Source organism: Limnothrix sp. FACHB-881, assembly GCF_014698135.1.
In the GTDB taxonomy this organism is placed as follows: Bacteria; Cyanobacteriota; Cyanobacteriia; order CACIAM-69d; family CACIAM-69d; genus CACIAM-69d.
In genome coordinates this window covers 20,539-38,784 of the sequence record NZ_JACJSN010000004.1, presented here as the reverse complement: position 1 = coordinate 38,784, position 18,246 = coordinate 20,539, and the positions used below count along the sequence as shown (strand labels likewise).

The 18,246-nt window shown below is 55.7% G+C and carries 17 protein-coding genes; 12 read left to right on the top strand and 5 right to left on the bottom strand.

Annotated features, from left to right (window positions below; translation table 11 throughout):
• Nucleotides 1-503: 503 nt before the first annotated feature.
• Together H6G52_RS05485 and H6G52_RS05480 are read left to right on the top strand one after the other, a co-directional pair.
• On the top strand, nt 504-1,562 hold the full coding sequence (locus tag H6G52_RS05485; protein ID WP_190526969.1) for a Fe(3+) ABC transporter substrate-binding protein: 1,059 nt from the start codon (nt 504-506) through the stop codon (nt 1,560-1,562).
• A 111-nt stretch (nt 1,563-1,673) separates the two neighbouring features.
• Nucleotides 1,674-1,952 (top strand): hypothetical protein, encoded by a 279-nt coding sequence (locus H6G52_RS05480; RefSeq protein WP_190526967.1) that lies wholly within the window; start codon nt 1,674-1,676, stop codon nt 1,950-1,952.
• A 4-nt stretch (nt 1,953-1,956) separates the two neighbouring features.
• Here H6G52_RS05480 and H6G52_RS05475 read toward each other — a convergent pair whose 3' ends face one another.
• Nucleotides 1,957-2,964, bottom strand: coding sequence for a hypothetical protein (locus H6G52_RS05475; protein WP_190355484.1), 1,008 nt, complete (start codon nt 2,962-2,964; stop codon nt 1,957-1,959).
• The gene (locus H6G52_RS05470; protein ID WP_190526965.1) at nt 2,961-3,476 is read right to left on the bottom strand and encodes a pentapeptide repeat-containing protein; all 516 of its coding nucleotides are present in this window, start codon (nt 3,474-3,476) and stop codon (nt 2,961-2,963) included. Before H6G52_RS05470 ends, H6G52_RS05475 begins: the two co-directional genes overlap by 4 nt.
• Before the next feature lie 1,024 nt (nt 3,477-4,500).
• Here H6G52_RS05470 and H6G52_RS05465 point away from each other — a divergent pair.
• From H6G52_RS05465 to mnmE, 9 genes are all read left to right on the top strand, one after another.
• Complete coding sequence (locus tag H6G52_RS05465) at nt 4,501-4,764, top strand: DUF3493 domain-containing protein (protein ID WP_190526963.1); 264 nt, start codon at nt 4,501-4,503, stop codon at nt 4,762-4,764.
• A 700-nt stretch (nt 4,765-5,464) separates the two neighbouring features.
• Nucleotides 5,465-6,025 (top strand): LptA/OstA family protein, encoded by a 561-nt coding sequence (locus tag H6G52_RS05460; RefSeq protein ID WP_242026220.1) that lies wholly within the window; start codon nt 5,465-5,467, stop codon nt 6,023-6,025.
• Between the two features lie 58 nt (nt 6,026-6,083).
• On the top strand, nt 6,084-6,812 hold the full coding sequence (gene lptB / locus H6G52_RS05455; RefSeq protein ID WP_190355482.1) for an LPS export ABC transporter ATP-binding protein: 729 nt from the start codon (nt 6,084-6,086) through the stop codon (nt 6,810-6,812).
• Between the two features lie 153 nt (nt 6,813-6,965).
• The gene (locus H6G52_RS05450; protein ID WP_190355538.1) at nt 6,966-8,087 is read left to right on the top strand and encodes an LptF/LptG family permease; all 1,122 of its coding nucleotides are present in this window, start codon (nt 6,966-6,968) and stop codon (nt 8,085-8,087) included.
• A 293-nt stretch (nt 8,088-8,380) separates the two neighbouring features.
• The gene (gene tgt / locus H6G52_RS05445; protein ID WP_199312189.1) at nt 8,381-9,532 is read left to right on the top strand and encodes a tRNA guanosine(34) transglycosylase Tgt; all 1,152 of its coding nucleotides are present in this window, start codon (nt 8,381-8,383) and stop codon (nt 9,530-9,532) included.
• A 125-nt stretch (nt 9,533-9,657) separates the two neighbouring features.
• On the top strand, nt 9,658-10,131 hold the full coding sequence (locus tag H6G52_RS05440; RefSeq protein WP_099532778.1) for a Tic20 family protein: 474 nt from the start codon (nt 9,658-9,660) through the stop codon (nt 10,129-10,131).
• A 173-nt stretch (nt 10,132-10,304) separates the two neighbouring features.
• Complete coding sequence (gene rpsF, locus H6G52_RS05435) at nt 10,305-10,643, top strand: 30S ribosomal protein S6 (protein WP_099532772.1); 339 nt, start codon at nt 10,305-10,307, stop codon at nt 10,641-10,643.
• A 411-nt stretch (nt 10,644-11,054) separates the two neighbouring features.
• Nucleotides 11,055-11,696: a DUF1499 domain-containing protein gene (locus H6G52_RS05430; protein ID WP_242026218.1), complete on the top strand. Its 642-nt coding sequence runs from the start codon at nt 11,055-11,057 to the stop codon at nt 11,694-11,696.
• A gap of 130 nt (nt 11,697-11,826) precedes the next feature.
• Nucleotides 11,827-13,236: a tRNA uridine-5-carboxymethylaminomethyl(34) synthesis GTPase MnmE gene (gene mnmE, locus H6G52_RS05425; RefSeq protein ID WP_190526961.1), complete on the top strand. Its 1,410-nt coding sequence runs from the start codon at nt 11,827-11,829 to the stop codon at nt 13,234-13,236.
• Between the two features lie 46 nt (nt 13,237-13,282).
• Here mnmE and H6G52_RS05420 read toward each other — a convergent pair whose 3' ends face one another.
• Both H6G52_RS05420 and H6G52_RS05415 read right to left on the bottom strand, forming a co-directional pair.
• Nucleotides 13,283-13,834, bottom strand: coding sequence for a Uma2 family endonuclease (locus H6G52_RS05420; protein ID WP_190527164.1), 552 nt, complete (start codon nt 13,832-13,834; stop codon nt 13,283-13,285).
• A gap of 83 nt (nt 13,835-13,917) precedes the next feature.
• Entirely contained in the window at nt 13,918-14,892 is a 975-nt protein-coding gene (locus tag H6G52_RS05415) for an isoaspartyl peptidase/L-asparaginase (RefSeq protein ID WP_190526959.1), read from the bottom strand.
• A gap of 573 nt (nt 14,893-15,465) precedes the next feature.
• On the opposite strand from H6G52_RS05415, the gene H6G52_RS05410 reads away from it, so the two are divergent.
• Nucleotides 15,466-17,472: a CHASE2 domain-containing protein gene (locus H6G52_RS05410; RefSeq protein WP_099532768.1), complete on the top strand. Its 2,007-nt coding sequence runs from the start codon at nt 15,466-15,468 to the stop codon at nt 17,470-17,472.
• Between the two features lie 436 nt (nt 17,473-17,908).
• On the opposite strand, the gene H6G52_RS18720 is transcribed toward H6G52_RS05410, so the two are convergent.
• On the bottom strand, nt 17,909-18,037 hold the full coding sequence (locus H6G52_RS18720; RefSeq protein WP_255508494.1) for a hypothetical protein: 129 nt from the start codon (nt 18,035-18,037) through the stop codon (nt 17,909-17,911).
• Nucleotides 18,038-18,246 lie beyond the last annotated feature (209 nt).

Below are 18,246 nucleotides of genomic sequence, written 5' to 3'. Positions count from 1 at the left end.
TCGCTCGTTTCCATCCATTCCCAAAACTTTCCATTCCCCAAACTTCCGATCGATCCTTTTGAAACCTTAAAAGCGCCTGGCCATCCCCTGGATGGGCCGGGCGTTTCCCTTTGCAGCCCCCGCTCGATCGCTCAACACTTCCCCAGTGGCTCTCCCCCCAAACACCGCGCCCGCCACCGAGGACAGTTCCGAAAGCACCTCAAGATTAGACCTCTTGCATTAATCAAGACCCTCACCCTAAATCCCTCTCCCAAGTCGGGAGAGGGACTTGATCACCCGCCACGAGATCGCCGTAACCCAGCAGTTCTGGCTCCCCTTCGCCCACCTTGGGAGAAGGGGTTGGGGGATGAGGGCAACGAGCTGATTCGTGCAAGAGGTCTATTTGTTCAAGCCATTCGGAGAGTCCTTAGGAAAAATTCCAGAGAATTTTGAGAATATTTCTCAGTATTGATATACTGCTTTCGCCACCCAAAATTCAATTACTGCATTCCTAAGAGCGAAAAATGACGAGTAAACTGACTCGGCGGGTGTTCTTGGCAGGGGGATCAGCCCTAGCCACCGTGGCCCTGAGCGGACTGAACCGGGCCAACGCCCAAGGTGCAGGGGAAGTGAACCTGTACTCCGGTCGCCACTACGACAGCGATCGCCAACTGTATGAAGCCTTTACCCAAGCCACCGGCATCAAAGTCAACCTGGTGGAAGGCAGCGCCGATGCCCTAATCGAGCGCATCCAATCGGAAGGGGTCAACAGTCCCGCCGATGTTCTGATTACCGTGGATGCCGGTCGCCTTTGGTTAGCCGACAAGGCCGGCCTGTTCCGTCCCGTGTCCCAAAGCGCTGCCCCCAACCTTTATCGGGCGGTTCCCAACAACCTGCGTCACCCCAATGGTCACTGGTTCGCCCTGTCCAAGCGGGCCCGCGTGATCATGTACAACAAAGACCTGGTGAACCCCGCAGACCTCTCCACCTACGAGGCCTTGGCCGATAGCCGTTGGCGCGGCAAGATTTTGGTGCGGACTTCGAGCCATGTGTATAACCAATCCCTAGTTGGCGAGCTGGTGGGCGCATTGGGCGAACCCACCACGGAAACCTGGGTGCGCGGCCTGGTGGCAAACTTCGCTCGGCCCCCGGAAGGCAACGATACGGCTCAGATCAAGGCCTGTGCAGCGGGTCAAGGGTCGATCGCGATCGCCAACACCTATTACCTGCCCCGTTTGGTCAATTCCAAAGATGCCGCTGAGCGGGAGATTGCCGCCAAGGTGGGTGTGTTCTTCCCGAATCAACAGGGACGCGGCACTCACGTCAACATCAGCGGCGGCGGCGTGATTAAAACCGCCAAGAACCCGGAAGCAGCCGTGAAGTTCCTTGACTTTTTGGCAACCCAAAAGGCCCAAGAACTCTTTGCCCGCAGTGGCTATGAATATCCGGTGTTGTCCGGCGTGGCATTGGATCCCACCCTGTCTAGCTTTGGACAGTTCAAGTCTTCTAGCGCCAGTGCCAATGAGTTTGGGGGCAACAACGATCGCGCCCTCCGACTGATGGATCGGGCCGGTTGGCGCTAGGGCCAGTTGACCAGCGGGGGCTGATTGCGCGATCGGCCCACGGCGTTCCACTGTCTATGTTCAGCAAGCATCTATCCCAAGCGAGGCTATGTCTCGGCTTGGGAGTTTTTCATGGCAATTGTTGATCGAAACCTTGCCTTAACACAAACATTGCCATGGCAATTTCGCCCAAAGATTTTCTGGCAAGCTGCTTTCCGAAAACCTCTTTCCGAGAATTTCTTTTTAAAAATCTCTCAATCTCTTTTCAAGACTCTTTTTTTTAATTACAGCCTTTACCTAGAATTATTGGCACGCCATATTGCAGATGCCATGAAGCAACGGTTTGGTGGGCAGTGCTCACCCTACGGGCGACTATGCTTAGTAATTGAGGTAAGAGCTGTAATTAACTAATTAATTAATTAATTTCCGCACCCGCCGCCGCTTGGATAGCATCCAGGGATAGCAGTCGATCGCGGCTGCCGACAATGATGGCTCCCACCTGACCGCGCACTTGAGTGGAAATTACGTAGTAATAACCCACCACTTGATCGGCTGAATCACGACGGGGATCCGACACCACAAATTCCCGAGCCTGTTCCGTGTTTTCGTAGATTGCGGGAATTTCGGCCACCGTCACATCGGGGCCCAGGGAATTTTGGATCACCTCTGGCGTGACGCTGTGAATGCTGAGGTTTTCCGGCAGGGAATAGCACCCATCGGGGCGATCGGGGGCACAAGCGGCCCCGCCAGCATTCAACCCCGCCAACGCCGGTAAGCCTTGGGGCGTGGGGCTAGGGCTAGGTTCGGGGCTAGGACTTGGGCTGGGTGTGGGGCTGGGTGTGGGATTGGGGCTTGGGCTGGGTGCTGCCGACGGAGCCGGGGCCGGTTTGGCGGTTTGGGGCTTGGGAACCACCACCCGATTGGGCTGATTGACTTTCGGTTTTGGGGTTGCGGCCCGATCGGCCCGGCGTTGGGCCGGGGTCGATCGCGCGGGGCTGGGAGAAGGGGTCGATCGGGCCGGGGTGGTTTTCGGCAAATTGGTGACCCGAATGGGGGCCTCTTGGGCGCTCAGGGGCAGGGCCACCTTGTCCGGCTCCTTGGGCATTGGCAGCAACAACACCGCCCCATGGAGCACCACGGACACCACCACGCCCAGGCCCATGGCCCCCCAAAGGCTGATTTTGGCACTGGGAGACCAATCCACCAACTCGGGCCCTCGCCTTGGGGGGGCGTTTTGTTGCGATGCGCTGCTGGGTGATGGGTTTCTGGTGGGGGAATGGCTAGGCGGGGACTCCTCCATCGGGTCGATCGCCCCTGCGTCGGGCCCCTGGCTCCCCACGATCGCCGATCGAGCAGTCCTAGGAACTTCTTCTGAACGCACAGTCACCAAGGCCTGATCGGAAACCGGAAGGTTACTGCTCATTTTCCTTGGCTCCCATCCGGCAAGGTTGTGCCCAGGGTTTTGACCCCGCTGAGATCAAGCTTGGAGGGGCTGGCGTTCAGCAAATCTGCGCCGCTCAAGTCGGCCCCCGTCAGCTTGGCTTGGGTCAAGTCAGCCCCCCGAAGATAGGTTTTGGTGAGCCGGGCTTCGCTGAGGTTCGCCCCCGTCAGCTTGGCTTGGTTCATGCCCGCCTGGCTCAGGTCGGCTTTGGTTAAATTCGCTTGCTGAAAATTGGCCCCGTCCAGCTTGGCCTGGCTCAGGTTCACCCCGGTCAAATTGGCCTTTTGAAAGTTGGCTCCATTCAGGTTCGCCCCGGCAAAGTCTTGATTGCTCAGATCCTTGCCCGCAAAATCACACCTCGGACAGTCCTTGGGGTTTCCGGGCGATCGCTGGGCCGTGGGCTGGGTGGGGCAACCGCTCAGGGTCAACCCCAGGGCGATCGAGACCGTGAGCAACATTCCGCGCCCGATCGCGCCCCCAAGTTCCCATTTCAATGAGCGATCCCTCTTACCGGTTGCCGCGCGATCGCCCACAATCGCCCCTCTGATGCCAAACCCCATGCCCGAACCTGAAGTCGTGAAAGTATTTCCAAAACTGTTTTAACTCAAAGATTTCTCAACAAGCGAATCGCTTTAAGGTTGAGGAGCATTTAAATCTTTGAGAATTAGTTTCAGTAAGCATAGCATATTCTTACTGAGGTGCTTTCTGAAAGCCTTTTCCAGGTAGCTTCGCCAAAGGATTGAAATTTCTCTCAGAGGACTGTCTGAACAGTATTTTTTGACACAGATCGAGCGCTAATCGTCGTTAGAGCAAGGGGCTTAAGCTCCTTGTCTTTGTCGGGTTGGTAAGACCCGAAAGGTAGCAATTTAGGCTGTTCAGATACCCTCACAACCAATAGCCGATTCCTCGAGTTGAACGACACTGGCTATCTTGGGCACTGTCTGTTTTGGATCATCTGAACCCCAGCCGATCGCCAAACCCCAACAACGCGATCGCAGCTAGTCGTTTTCGTCCTTGGCTGGATGAACCTATCAACCCATTCCTGTTCCCTGTGATTTGCATGGAGTCATAGCCACCGATCAATATTCATCAAGTCATGACACCCTAGACAATTCATCAGAGCAGGGGTAACTCGATCGCCTTAATTAGGCATAAAGAAGCAGAATTGGATGCTCCAGATCAATTTATTGAACTGCAAAAACCTGTTAGGATTCATCGAAAATCAGCTTCAATTTATTCAAGACAAAAGTAGCCGTAAAATTAGTCTCAAGAACTAATCTTAAGAACCAAGTAAAGAAATCAACCAAAAGATTAATTAATAGATGCTTTGATGAATGAACCGCTATTGATTTATCCTTAATAAGCACAATCAGTAATTCAAAGAATTTTAGGCGCGAGCAATCCTTTAAGTTACCAGATCAGGCGATCGAGTGACCTAGTGATAAAATAACCAAACGGTTGCCCAAAGCCGCCCAAACGTTCCAGACCAACACCAATTTCATCAGGCAATCCCCCAACATGGCCAATCGTCCTCGCCAACTAGATGCAGAAACCATGGCTCGACTGCGAGCAGAGGCCGCCGCTCCCTATCGAGGTCTTCGGCGCTTGTTCTATGGTGCTTTTGCTGCTTCGGGAGCACTGGGTGGGTTCATTTTTTTACTAAAATTGCTAGCGGGCGAAAACCCGACGGATGTGTTGCCTAATTTGGCACTGCAAGCGGGTGTGGTGGCGCTGATGGTTTGGTTATTTCGGATCGATCGGGGACGGGAGCGAAATCAATAAGCATCATCTATGACTTGGGAAAATTAATTAGAGCAATTAATTAGAGCATTTAAAGAATAATCGTCAGAAAACAACTTACAAATCGCAATTAATTGATCGCGATTCATAGGCAACCATTCATAGATCACGCACAGATGATTTTTAGGTAGTTCATCGACCATCTGCCAGGGTCATCAAAAGCCAATTCCCAAAAACCACCAGCAACGAACCAGCAACAACTATAGATAAACTACAGACAAACTACGGACAACAATCGCCGGACGCATTCAGCCTCCAGTGGGAACCGGGGTGATCGGTTCTGAATCTTTAGAATTTTGAGGCAGAGAGGTAGGGGCAAAATGAGCGACAGCACGGACATTTGAGGCATGGGCCGCCACCACCGCTTGGCAAATGGGCAATGACGAACGGTTGGCGTTGCAAGCGTTCGCTAAACTATCTGGGGCGATCCTATGATCTTAATTAATCCCAATGGTGCGCGATCGCTGTCGGGTGATCTCCCCTCTTGGGTTAATGTGGGTTGTCTCTGGTGTGTTGCCAAATTCAATAGACCACTGAAGCAGCAGCCCCCTAAAGTGCCCTGCAACGTCGATCCAGAGATCGAACTCATCAGTTGCTAAGTGGGCTACTGGGCGATCGTTGAGTTAGCCATCTTTAGCATTAGCCGTCTCTTCTTTGCCTTTAAACCTTCGTTTTTGAACCAATGACTATGGTGGGTCAACCAGTGGGCACAACTCGATCGAGCCAAAGGGCCGCAGCCAAGCGGGCCCGGCGGGCCATGGGAGCCAGTCTGATGGCGGCGGCGATGGGAATTGGGCAGGTGTCCCAGGCGATCGCCCAGCCAGCGCCCCCCACGCAGCCGGTTCCAGTGCGCCAGCCGATGACGGTCATCTCCGACGTGCAAGAGGCCAACTCGATCGCGGGAATTGTGACGGCGCGGGGCAACGTTCAGGTGGACTATCCCGCTCGGATGCTCAAAGCCACCGCCGCCCAGGCACAATATTTCAGCAACGAACGCCGTTTGGTGATGTCGGGTGATGTGTTTGTGCTGCAAGACGGCAATAGCCTGCGGGCCGAAACGGTCACCTACTATGTCGATGAAGGGCGATCGATCGCGCTGCCCTTGCCCAACCGCCAAGTGGAATCGGTCTACTTAGTGTTGGACACCACCACGCCCACGGTCTTGCCTTCGTCTTCGGGGCCGGCGGGGGGACTGCCTGCCGCGCCGGCCGTGCCTTCGCTGTTTGCCCCCACCGCGCCCTAAAATTTACCGCTGTTCGATCGCCGCTGGCCGGCTTGCATCCTTTCGTGGGGGTACACCGTTGAAGATTGTTCTTGAAAACGTCCAGAAAGCCTACGGTGAGCGTCTAATTGTCAACCGCGTTAGCCTCACGGTGGAACGGGGGGAGGTGGTTGGGCTGCTGGGGCCAAACGGCGCAGGCAAAACCACCGTTTTCTATATGGCCACGGGGTTGGAACGGCCCGACAGCGGCCATGTGTGGCTTGATGACCAAGACATTACCGAACAACCCATTCACCAACGGGCCCGCCTCGGCATTGGTTACCTGGCCCAAGAACCGAGTGTGTTTCGCCACCTGAGTGTGGCGGATAACTTGCGCCTGGTGTTGCAGCAAGCCAAGCTACCCCGAGAGATGCAGGAGCGCCGTCTCCAGCAGTTGGTGCAAGATTTTGGGCTGGAGAAAGTGGCCCACACGCCGGGAATTCAGGTGTCAGGGGGTGAGCGCCGCCGCACGGAAATTGCCCGCGCCTTAGCCGTGGGATTGGAGGGGCCCCAGTTCCTGTTGCTGGATGAACCCTTTGCGGGCATTGACCCGATCGCAGTGGCCGAAATTCAACGCATCGTGGCCGGCCTGCGCGATCAGGGCATGGGGATTCTGATTACCGATCACAACGTGCGGGAAACCCTGGAAATTGTCGATCGCGCCTATATTTTGCGGGAAGGCCAGATCCTCGCCTCCGGAAACGCCACCGAGCTGTATGGCAACCCCTTGGTGCGGCAATATTACTTGGGTGACAAATTTCAGCCCTAACGTTCCGCCCCTGCCTCAGCCCCCACTCCAACCCTCGCCTTCTCGCAGGCCCCTCAGCCGCTATTCCCGACCAGACACCCTATGACCTCCAACACCGTACCCCAGCCATCCTCCGCCCCTCCTTGGCAAAACTGGCTGCCACAAATCAGCGTGATGGATCGTTACCTGGCCAAGGAATTGGCCATGCCCTTTCTGTTTGGGGTTGGTGCATTCTCCTCGATCGGGGTTTCCGTCGGCACGGTTTTTGACCTCGTGCGCAAAGTCGTAGAAGAAGGATTGCCCATTCACCTGGCCATGCAGGTGATGTTGCTGCAAATGCCCTACTTCATCGTGCTGTCTTTCCCCATGTCCACCCTGTTGGCCTCCATGATGGCCTTTGGGCGGCTGTCCAACGACAGCGAATTGGTGGCCCTCCGCAGTTGCGGCATTGGGGTTTATCGAATTGTTGCGCCGGCCTTGGTACTCAGCCTGTTTGTCACGGGTTTAACTTTTGTTTTTAACGAAGCATTAGTGCCCGCCGCCAACTACCAAGCCACCACCATTTTGGAGCGTGCCCTAGGAACCGACGATAATCAACCCTCTTTCCGGGAAGAAAATATTTTCTATCGGGAATTCAGCGAAGTTGAAAAACCGGACGGCGAGAAAAAAAGCATTCTCAGTCGTGTGTTTTATGCCGAGCGCTATGACGGCAAGCAGATGCTGTCCCTGACGATTATCGATCGCTCCCAGGCGGGCATCAGTCAGATTGTGACCGCCAAATCTGCCGTTTGGAATCCCCAAGAACGGGCCTGGGATTTCCGAGATGGCACGATTTATTTGGTGGCTCCCGATGGTTCCTACCGCGATATTTTGCGTTTTGAACAACAACGGTTGCAGCTACCCCGAACGCCCCTTGATTTGGCCGTGCGCGATCGCTTCTCCAATGAGCTGAATATTGCCGAAGCCCAGGAGCGTTTGGCCATTTTGCGTCAGAGCGGCGAGCGAGCAGAAATCACCAAGTTAGAGCTGCGAATTCAGCAAAAATATGCATTTCCCTTCATTTGCGTAGGCTTTGGTTTGGTGGGTTCAGCACTGGCCAATCGTCGCCATCAACGCCTTGGCCGCGCCACCAGTTTTGGTGTGAGCGTGGTGGTCATTTTCGCCTATTATTTGTTGGCTTTCCTGATGGATGCCTTGGCCCGCACAGAGTTTCTGTCGCCGATGGTGGCGGCTTGGTTGCCTTTGCTGGTGGTTGGGGCGTTGGGGACGGGGCTGCTGGTGCGGGCGGCACGCTAAATTTCCCAGTTCAACTCCATCCAACCCAATTCAATTTTCCCAATTCAATTCAACTCAATCCAACCGTTCATTCAAAGCTAAATCCAACATTCAATTCAGGAACCTACCCGAGTTTTCGGGATAAGAGACTTGGAGAATATTTGAAAAGTATCTTGAAGCCCTGATCAAGTCCCAATCGTCTTGGGCAGCAAGGGGCTTAATCCCCTTGTCTGGATTGATCGTTGGAGTTAGCAAAAATCCGTTTTGGGTTTTCAGAAATTCGCTCAGCAGTCCGAAAAATTTTGCCCCCGTTCATGAGTGCTATTGCCCCCGATTTTCGGTTTGAGTTAGTGGCTGAATGTTCCCAAACATCGGCCCGCGTTGGTGTTTTTCACACGCCCCACGGCATTGTGGAAACCCCTCGCTTTATGCCCGTGGGCACATTGGCCAATGTCAAAACCCTGTCGCCGGATCAAGTGGCCGCCACCGGGGCCCAGATGATTTTGTCGAATACCTATCACCTGCATTTGCAACCGGGTGAAGGCATCGTGCAGGCGGCGGGCGGACTGCACAAGTTTATGAACTGGCAGGGGCCGATTCTGACGGACTCGGGCGGGTTTCAGGTGTTTAGCCTCAGTGAAATGCGGCAAATTAGCGATCGGGGCGTGACGTTTCGATCGCCCCACGACGGCAGCATTATTGATTTCACCCCCGCAAAATCCATTCAAATTCAAAACGCCCTCGGATCCGACGTGATCATGGCGTTTGATGAATGTCCGCCCTACCCAGCCACCCGCGAACAGGTGGAAAAGGCGACCGATCGCACCTACCAATGGCTGCTGCGGTGCATCGAGGCCCATCAGCGTTCTGATCAAGCCCTATTCGGCATTGTCCAAGGGGGAACCTACGCGGATTTGCGAGCCAAGGCGGCGGCGGATTTGGCGGCCCTGGATCTACCCGGCTACGCGATCGGGGGGGTGAGCGTGGGGGAACCGCCGGAACTGATTGAGCACATCGTGAAAGCCACCACGCCCCTGTTGCCTCCCCACAAATTGCGCTACTTGATGGGGGTGGGGACTTATCGAGAAATGGCCCAGGCGATCGCTGCCGGGATTGATGTGTTTGATTGCGTGATTCCCACAAGACTGGCGCGGCACGGGGCGGCCCTGGTGCAGGGTGAGCGTTGGAACCTGAAAAACGCCCAATTCCGGGAAGATTTCCGGCCGCTGGATGAAACCTGCCCTTGCTACACCTGCCAAAACTTCAGCCGCGCCTACATCGGCCACCTGATCCGCGCCAAGGAAATTTTGGGCTACACGCTGCTGGCAATCCACAACGTGACGGAGCTAATCCGATTCACACAACGGATTCGATCGGCTATTTTGGCGGGCAATTTTGCCGATGAATTTGCCCACTGGTTGCGCCCGGCTGATGACCTAGCCGCCGCCGCCCGCCTCGATGATTGAGTATCCACCCATGATCCACAGGCGATCGCCAGCAGAAGCGCGATCAAGTGGGGCGATCGCACCATGGCCCGCCCAAAACCAGCGTCTAAAATAGATCAATTCATTGCTCTCGGGAGATGCCGATCGTGAACTGGCGCGGAACGACGACAACTTGGCGCGATCGCCTGTTTGGTGCTTTGGTCTATGCCCTGCCGCTGGTGGATGTGGTGGGCTTTGGTGGCTCCATCTTCCGGGAACTGCCGTTTTTGACGGTGTTGTATGTGCCGCTGCTGCCCCTGCTTCAGCTCTACCAAATTCCCTTCATGAGCTTCATCATCTTTTTGGTGCTGTTCTTGTTGGTGGTTCGTAACAGCAACATCAGCTATTTCATTCGTTTCAACACCATGCAATCGATTCTGATTTCGATTTTGGTGTCCCTTTGTGGGCTGGTGATTCAGTATGTTTTCCAGCCGATCGGGGGCTTTGTGGTGCAAACCCTGGCCAGCACGGTGTTCTTGGGAGTTGTGGTCGCGGCCATTTACTCGATCGTCCAGTCGGCTTTGGGGCGCTTGGCAGAAATTCCCAGCCTCTCGGAAGCGGTGCACATGCAGGTGCGCTAATCGCTGTTCACGGCATCGGGGCGATCAGGAGAATTCGGGCGATCGGGCAGCCCCTCGGTGGGGTATGATATACAGCCCGTGAATCCTTGTCGATCGGCAACAGCGGGGCCCTCAGCATTGCCCCCCAGTCAGCCCGATCGACCATTCTATTGTCCGCAAGGAACTACCCATCCATGTCTGCAAATCGCCTCTACGAAACGATGTACATCCTGCGCCCCGACCTCAACGAAGAGGCCGTGGATGCCAACATCAACAAATATCGGACGATGCTGACGGAGCAAGGAGCCACCGGCCTCGAAATCCAACATCGTGGCAAGCGCCGGTTGTCCTATGAAATCAACCGTTGCCGCGAAGGCGTGTACATCCAAATGAACTACGAACACGCCACCGGCAGCCACATCGCCCCCATGGAAAAGGCCATGCGCCTCAGCGAAGACGTAATTCGCTACCTGACGATTAAGCTCGATCCTCGCAAGGTGAAGGCCGCCGCCGAAGCGGAATCGGCTGCTTAAATCCCAAGCTCGATCGAGTGGGGTTTGAGCTTCCGTTCAAGCCAAAACAACTTAAGGGCCAGGGCGTGGGAGCTACCGCGCCCTTTTTTGCGCTCATGTTTGCGCCCGTGGTTTTGCCCAAACCCTGATCCCAGCCAGCCAACTTTTTGGGAAATCGTTACTCTAGGGCCAGGGAAATCGATCGAACGCATCCGTTCCGCAGCGTCGGGCTGGCTCCGTGAAGATGCATCCCTGATTTTGCAACAGTGCTGGCCTGAAGATTTGCCCAATTGACTTGACCAAAATTCAGCTCAACTAGGCTAAAAACTGAGCCGATCCAACTCAATTGGCTAAGCTCAGTTCGTCCAACTCAGTTCATTCAATTCAAGACCCAAAATTAACAAACGGCGGATGCAACCTATGGGTGGGGTGATGGGGAAACCACAAGATCAAAATCAGTTCAGAACCCAAAGCCATTCGCTGCGATCGGGCAACGGCAACGCCCCCGGCTGGTTGGCTTGGGTGGCGGCCCTGCTGCTGTGGCTACCGGCAACCACGGCCTGGGCCGCGCCCGGGCCGGTCATGGGTTCTGTTTTTGGCAATTTGTTTGCGGGCAATCGCCCCGAAAACTTGGGCGCTGTGGCGGGTCAACTTCGCCCCTGTCCCAACAGTCCCAATTGCGTCAGCAGCCAAACCCCAATCACGGATTTGCAACACACGATCGCCCCGCTCCAGATCATGGGCGATGCGGATCATGTCTTTGCGGCCCTGACCGAGTTGGTGAAAGCGACGGAACGCACCACCGTGATTACTGAATCGCCCGATTATCTCTACGCAGAATTCGCCACACCGCTGCTGGGGTTTGTGGATGATGTGGAATTTTTGCTAGATGGAGAAACCAATCAAATTCAGGTGCGATCGGCTTCGCGATTGGGGGAATCAGACTTGGGACTCAATCGGCAGCGCATCGAAACCCTGCGGGCCCAATTGACCCAAAAGCTGGCTTTGGAACAGGCCGCATTGATCCCCACGCCCTCGAATTCAACTTCTGAGAATTCAACTCCTGAGAGTTAATCTCCTCATAATTCAGCCCCTGAATGAGTTTTCTAAACCCATGGGCTAATTTGGGCGAATTCATGCCCTAGATTAGTCCCCTGATTCCTGAAAACAGAACCATTGCAGAGGATTGCAACAGACCGAACCTATGGGTGCATCGGCCACAAAGCAAGACACGATCGCCGCTATCGCCACGGCGATTGTGCCGCAACAGGGCAGCGTTGGCATTGTGCGGATGTCGGGGCCCGAGTCCTGGGCGATCGCCCGGCGAATTTTTCGGGCCCCTGGCTCCCAACCCTGGGAAAGCCACCGAATTTTGTATGGCTATTTGCACAATCCCCAAACGGGCGAAACCGTTGACGAAGCCCTGCTGTTGTTGATGGCAGCTCCGCGCACCTACACCCGCGAGGACGTGGTGGAACTCCACTGCCACGGGGGAATGATGGTGGTGCAACAAACGCTACAGCTCTGTTTGCAGCAGGGGGCGCGTCTGGGGCAACCGGGGGAATTTACGCTGCGGGCATTTTTGAATGGGCGGATTGACCTGACCCAAGCGGAAAGCGTCGCGGACTTGGTGGGGGCCCAGTCGCCCCAGGCGGCCCAGGCGGCCTTGGCGGGGGTGCAAGGGAAGCTGGCCCGGCCGATTCGCGATTTGCGATCGAGCTGTATGGACTGGTTGGCGGAAATTGAGGCCCGCATTGATTTTGAAGATGACCTGCCGCCGCTGGATTTGCCCGCCGTGACGGCGGCCCTGCAAACCATCGCTACCCAGGTCGATCGCTGGTTGGCCACGGCCGATCGGGGCGAGCTGTTGCGCAGCGGCTTGAAGGTGGCGATCGTCGGGCGACCGAACGCGGGCAAGTCCAGCCTGTTAAACGCCTGGAGCCGTAGCGATCGGGCGATCGTCACGGAGTTGCCGGGAACCACACGGGACGTGGTGGAATCGCGGCTGGTGGTGGGCGGCATCCCAATCCAAGTGCTGGATACGGCGGGGATTCGGGAAACCGATGACCTGGTGGAAAAAATTGGAGTGGAGCGATCGCGGGCCGCGGCTCGATCGGCGGATCTGCTGCTGTTGGTGATCGAAGCGCCCCGGGGCTGGACGGGGGGCGATCGAGCCATCTATGAACAAATCCGCGCCGCCGACCCCGATCGACCTCTGCCGCCGACCATTTTGGTGGTGAACAAAATCGATTTGGTGGCTCCGGAAACGATTTCGTCTCTGTTGCCCCAGGATTTTGCCCAAGTGGTTTACACGGCGGCGGCGGAAGGGCGCGGCATTGACGATTTGGAGCAGGCGATTTTGCAAATTGCCCGATCGGGTCGGGTGCAGGCGGCGGATTTGGATGTGGCGATTAATCAGCGGCAGGCGGCGGCCTTGCTGCGGGCCCAACAGGCGATCGGGCGGGTCTGCGAAACCATGGATCAACAATTACCCCTGGATTTTTGGACGATCGACCTGCGGGACGCGATTCAAGCCCTGGGGGAAATCACTGGCGAAGAGGTCACAGAATCCGTGCTCGATCGAATTTTCAGCCGCTTTTGTATTGGCAAATAATTGGCAAATAATATTAAGCGGCTAATCAAAAAATAGCGTTGAGTCGCTAATCCAAGCCTTGATAAAGGGCGCTGATTGGAAACTCCAAATCCAAACTGGTTAGCATTACTTGATCGCCCGTTTGGTAAACTGTTAAGACCCAAGCACCATCGACCTGGCGACGATAACAACTGACCAGGGGTTGATCCTGTGCAATTAACAGATATTCCATTAACAAATCCAGTTTTTGATAGTCCTCAAACTTTTGGGTGCGATCGAATAATTGGGTACTGGGCGAAAGCACTTCTCCAATCAATTTGGGATAGCGTTTGACTTGGCGATCCAGGCGATCGCGCGGGTCACAGGTGACAAAAATATCGGGATAGTAATAGAACTGATCTTGGTAGGCAACTTTGACATTGCCCGAGTGAAACCGACAGTCCGAATTACCCAAGTGCAAATTAATAAGCGTTAACAAATTAAGGGCAATTCGATCGTGGTTATCCGTGCCGCCCGCCATCGCATAAACCAGCCCCTGACGATATTCGTGGCGGTGGGGGCTGGCTTGTTCTAGCTCTAAATAATCCGTAGGGCTGATGTAATTAGGAACGGCAATCATGGCGGCGCGGCAGGGTTTGGCTAGGTCAATTTTAACCAGTCCCATTTAACCAATCCAACGGGCCACGCCGGAGCCGATCGCCCCTAGCAACCGCCCACTTGCAACCCGTCGGGCAACTCCAGCGTGTCGCCCAGGGTCGTGCCGTTGTGGTAGGCCGCCAGCAAGACTTCACTGGTTTTGCCCCAGGCGATCGCCCCGGTAGCATCCAGCCCGATCGCCCCCAAATCGCGACCCCGATCGGCCGCCTCCGCCATCGACTTTTCAAAGGCCGCTGCCAGGCCCAAGCCGTCATCCACCCGGATCACAATCTTGGCCGCCAAGCATTCATCCAAAATGTCTTCGCCAATACCGGTGCAGCTCACGCCCGCGCGGGCCGTGGCATAGTTGCCCGCTGGGGTGGCGGAGTCGCTGACCCGGCCAATGCGCTCAAAGCCTTTGCCTCCGGTGGACGTGCCGGCCGCCACGCGCCCTTGCTGATCCAGCGCTACCACGCCGATCGTGCCGCGGCCCGCCGAGTCCGACCGCGCACCGGCTTCGACTTCGGCGATCGTGGAAGCCATCGATCGCTTGCTGAAGTTGTCCTTGCGCTCCTCGATCCACTCATTCAGCCGCAAATCCGTTAGCGGGTTATAGATCGGCAGGGCTAGCTCCCGCGCCAACTCCGCCGATCCCACATCCGACAACACCCGATCGCTCTGGGTTTGCAAAAAGGCCGCCAGTTCGATCGGGTTTTGGATCCGCGACACATTAATCGTGCCGCTGAACCGTTGGGCGCTGCCATCCATCAGAGATGCGCTCATCCGAATTTGCCCATCGGACTGCAACACCGATCCCGTACCCGCATTGAAGCGCGGTTCATCTTCCAACAACCGACAGCCCAGCACCACCGCTTCCTGGGCGCTGGCTCCGGCCAACAAACGTTCATAGACCTGTTCCACAATGCCGGACAGCAGCGCCCGAACGGCGGCCACGCCTCCCTTGCCCTGGAGCGAGCTGCCCGCACCGCCGTGGATGATCAATTTGGGTTGGGTGTTGGGTTGTGTAGATGCTTGACTCATGGCGGGTGATCGAAAGGGCGATCGCAAAAAGACCGCCTCAGATTGTCCGGCTTTGGGGGAGGCTTGTCCAGGGCATTGGAAGAGGGCGAAAGCCTTAGAGAATCCATGAAACGGGTCGATCGAGATTTGCTAAGCCTTGACCCGATGCCAACCAAACACTGACCCGATCCCGATCGCGACGGGACTAGGGGGTAAGAAGGAGACCATTCAAGTATCAATTTTGACGAACCAGCCGCCGCCTTGGCCCGCAACGCCTCTTCGTTCTAATTCGGGGATCTTGCTCGTTCTCCAGCCAAGCAGGCTACAAATGTTCCAGAATCAGCGATTCTGAGGATTCAAGGCTAAGGTAGGGGGTGATCGCGGCGACTCTCACTCAATTACTGATCTCAAGCATCATCAATTCATAGCAATCCAGCGATCTGAGTAGATCTAAGGAGGTTCAAGGAGATCCGAGAAGATTTCAGGAAATCCGAGAAACTTCAAAGAGATCTGAGCGGATCAACGAAGCAATGATTTAGCACCTGACCGGCCCGGCCATCCCCATGACCATCCGCCCACCGTCGCCTGCGTTCCATGTTGGCTCAACCCTTGCTTAAAACCATTACGAAATGGATTCGCCTCCTGAATCGGTTATGGGCCGGGTCAGTGTTGCTGTCTTGGCGCGATGGGACAGCGATCGCCCTGTTGGTGGCGGTGGTGGTGGTGATGGTGCGGGGGTTGGGCTGGATGCAGGGGACAGAGTGGGCCGCGTTTGATTTGCTGGTGCGGTGGCGGCCGGCCCGTTTGGAGCAACGGGTGGTGTTGGTGGTGGTGACGGAAGCGGACTTGCGCTTGTTTCGGCAATGGCCCCTATCCGATGAAAAGTTGGCGGACTTGCTGGAAACGTTGGAAGAGTATGAACCCCGGATGATTGGGCTGGATTTGGTGCGGGATTTTCCCATGCCCCCGGGCAACGATCGCCTGGAAAAGTTGCTGCGCCAGTCCGATCGCCTGGTGGGGATCCGCAAGGTCAGTGGCGAGGGCATCGCGCCGCCCCCGGCCCTCATCCACAAACCTGGGGCGATCGCCGCGTCGGATTTGCTGCTGGATCCCGATCGCAAGGTACGGCGGGCGATTTTGTCCCTGGCTGACCAGCAGGATCAAGCGGTCTTTGGTTTGGGAACCCAATTGGCGCTGAACTATCTGGAGCGCCAACCCAACCCGATCACGTTGGAAGCCCTTGATGAAGAAGCGGGCCTCTATCAACTGGGTCGCGCCACCATCGCCCCCTTCCAGGGCAATGACGGAGCCTATGTGGGGGCGATCGATGATGGCTATCAACTGCTGTTGGACTATCGCGGCTTGGCCTGTCCCACCGACAGCCAGCGCAATTGCGGGTTCCAGGTTTATTCGGCCAATGATGTTTTGAATCGACGAGTGCCCCTGGATGCCCTCTACGATCGACTGGTATTGGTGGGGGTCACGGCGGAAAGTCTGGGCGATCGGTTCTATACCCCCTACAGCGACACAGACCAGGGCCCGCAACTGACCTCCGGCGTGGAAATCCATGCCACGATCGCCAGTCAACTGCTATCGGCGGCGATCGACGGCTGGCCCCTTCTTCAGGTTTGGAGCGACTCCTGGGAAATGGGCTGGATCGTGCTTTGGACTGTGGGGGGCACGCTGCTGGGCTGGACCCTACGCCAACCGTTGCTGTTGTTTGCCATGACGGCTTTGGGCATCGTGGCCATTCTGGCGGCCGCTTGGCAAGCGTTGCAATGGATGGTTTGGATTCCGCTAGTGCCGCCGGTTTTGGGGCTGGTGGGCGGTTCCTTTGGGGCCTCGTTGGGGTTGGCGGCCAAAGAACGGCGCGATCGACAAACCATCACCGAGCTGTTTGAGCGCTACGTTACACCGCAGGTGGCCCAGGTGATTTGGCAAAGCCGCCATCAAATTGTGCGGCGCGGAGAATTCATTGGGCAAATTTTGCCAGCCACGGTCATGTTTGCGGATTTGGTGGGGTTCACGTCGATCGCGGAATCCAACCCACCGGAAATTATCTTTCCCTGGCTGAATGAATATATGCAGTCCATGACCCAAAGCGTACTCGATCGCAACGGCATCGTGAACAAGTTCATTGGCGACGCAATCATGGCCCTGTTTGGCGTACCGGTTCCCCAATCGCGCGATCACCAGGTGGGTGACGATGCGATCGCCGCCGTCACCTGTGCTGTGGAGATGGGTCAACGGCTCCAGCGCTTAAATCAACAGTGGCGCGATCGGGGCCGCCCCACCGCCGCCATCCGAATTGGCATCGCTTCGGGCCCCGTGATGAGTGGTTGCATTGGCAATGTCCGCCGGTTGGAATACACCGTTATTGGGGACACTGTGAACATAGCCGCCCGATTGGAAAGTTATGACAAGTCCTTTGATGGGGGGCTTTGTCGCATTTTCATTGAAGAAGAAACCTATCGCCATGTGCGCGACCGCTTTCCCACCCGCTTCATTGGCCCAGTTACCCTCAAGGGGCGAGAACGGGCCACAAATATCTATCAAGTGCTGTTACCTTTGCAGCCAGATGATCTCAACAAAACCCCTTAGAATGCTCGCTGCAACCCCTGCTTTCCCGCATTCTGGAAGAGCAAGGTTAAACCGGCCCCGTCGGCCCAAGAATGGAAAAAGACTCGCATCACCCGGTCGGCAGGTTTTGAAAATGGTGCGGGTGAAAGTGGTGTGGGATCGGTCAATCTCGATCCATCCTGTTCCAGCTCTCTTAGCTCAGGCTATCCCAGTCTCCCATGGGACTTTTGGGCAAACACCAGCATTATTCAGCCATTTCTGAAGTATTTTAGAACCACTTTTCAAGTTATTTTGCCGACCGGCTCTTGGGTGATTTTTTCTAGTCATTTTCTTTAGTCATTTTTTAAAGGCATTTTGCTGCTTTTTTCAAAATTCCTTTTCCAATCCACTTCAAAACCCACTTCCTAAGCGCATCCCGTGGCAATGGCCCAATCCCGATCGCCCACTCAGCCACTGATTAACTAGTTTGCTCGGTCACCGATCGCAGGGGATCCGGAGCCAAACCGACTCGATCGACCGTCGGCCCAGCGGCTACCAGCCCCTTGATCCAGACCTCAGACGAAATATGAAAGGGTGCAATTCTCATTCATCACCTAAAATGTGACCTTGTTCAACACCAAGCAAGAAGGGGCGAATATCTTTGGAGGAATACCCTTGAGCAAAGATATTCCTCCAAAGATCTTTGTTATGCCATCACTTTGATCACAGCATTGCATCCGGTCTGCTCGGTGACGAATGGCCAAGATTTCTTCTGTTGATTGCCGATGGGTTGCCTATTGATTGCCTCTTAATTGC

What these genes read in the sequence shown, in the direction of transcription:
- tgt (WP_199312189.1), top strand. Translation starts at nt 8,381, where the DNA reads ATGAGTGCTATTGCCCCCGATTTTCGGTTTGAGTTAGTGGCTGAATGT.
- H6G52_RS05465 (WP_190526963.1), top strand. Translation starts at nt 4,501, where the DNA reads ATGGCCAATCGTCCTCGCCAACTAGATGCAGAAACCATGGCTCGACTG.
- H6G52_RS05485 (WP_190526969.1), top strand. Translation starts at nt 504, where the DNA reads ATGACGAGTAAACTGACTCGGCGGGTGTTCTTGGCAGGGGGATCAGCC.
- H6G52_RS05450 (WP_190355538.1), top strand. Translation starts at nt 6,966, where the DNA reads ATGGATCGTTACCTGGCCAAGGAATTGGCCATGCCCTTTCTGTTTGGG.
- H6G52_RS05480 (WP_190526967.1), top strand. Translation starts at nt 1,674, where the DNA reads ATGGCAATTGTTGATCGAAACCTTGCCTTAACACAAACATTGCCATGG.
- H6G52_RS05430 (WP_242026218.1), top strand. Translation starts at nt 11,055, where the DNA reads ATGGGGAAACCACAAGATCAAAATCAGTTCAGAACCCAAAGCCATTCG.
- rpsF (WP_099532772.1), top strand. Translation starts at nt 10,305, where the DNA reads ATGTCTGCAAATCGCCTCTACGAAACGATGTACATCCTGCGCCCCGAC.
- H6G52_RS05475 (WP_190355484.1), bottom strand. Translation starts at nt 2,964, where the DNA reads ATGAGCAGTAACCTTCCGGTTTCCGATCAGGCCTTGGTGACTGTGCGT.
- H6G52_RS05410 (WP_099532768.1), top strand. Translation starts at nt 15,466, where the DNA reads ATGTTGGCTCAACCCTTGCTTAAAACCATTACGAAATGGATTCGCCTC.
- H6G52_RS05460 (WP_242026220.1), top strand. Translation starts at nt 5,465, where the DNA reads ATGACTATGGTGGGTCAACCAGTGGGCACAACTCGATCGAGCCAAAGG.
- H6G52_RS05415 (WP_190526959.1), bottom strand. Translation starts at nt 14,892, where the DNA reads ATGAGTCAAGCATCTACACAACCCAACACCCAACCCAAATTGATCATC.
- H6G52_RS18720 (WP_255508494.1), bottom strand. Translation starts at nt 18,037, where the DNA reads ATGAGAATTGCACCCTTTCATATTTCGTCTGAGGTCTGGATCAAGGGG.
- mnmE (WP_190526961.1), top strand. Translation starts at nt 11,827, where the DNA reads ATGGGTGCATCGGCCACAAAGCAAGACACGATCGCCGCTATCGCCACG.
- H6G52_RS05420 (WP_190527164.1), bottom strand. Translation starts at nt 13,834, where the DNA reads ATGATTGCCGTTCCTAATTACATCAGCCCTACGGATTATTTAGAGCTA.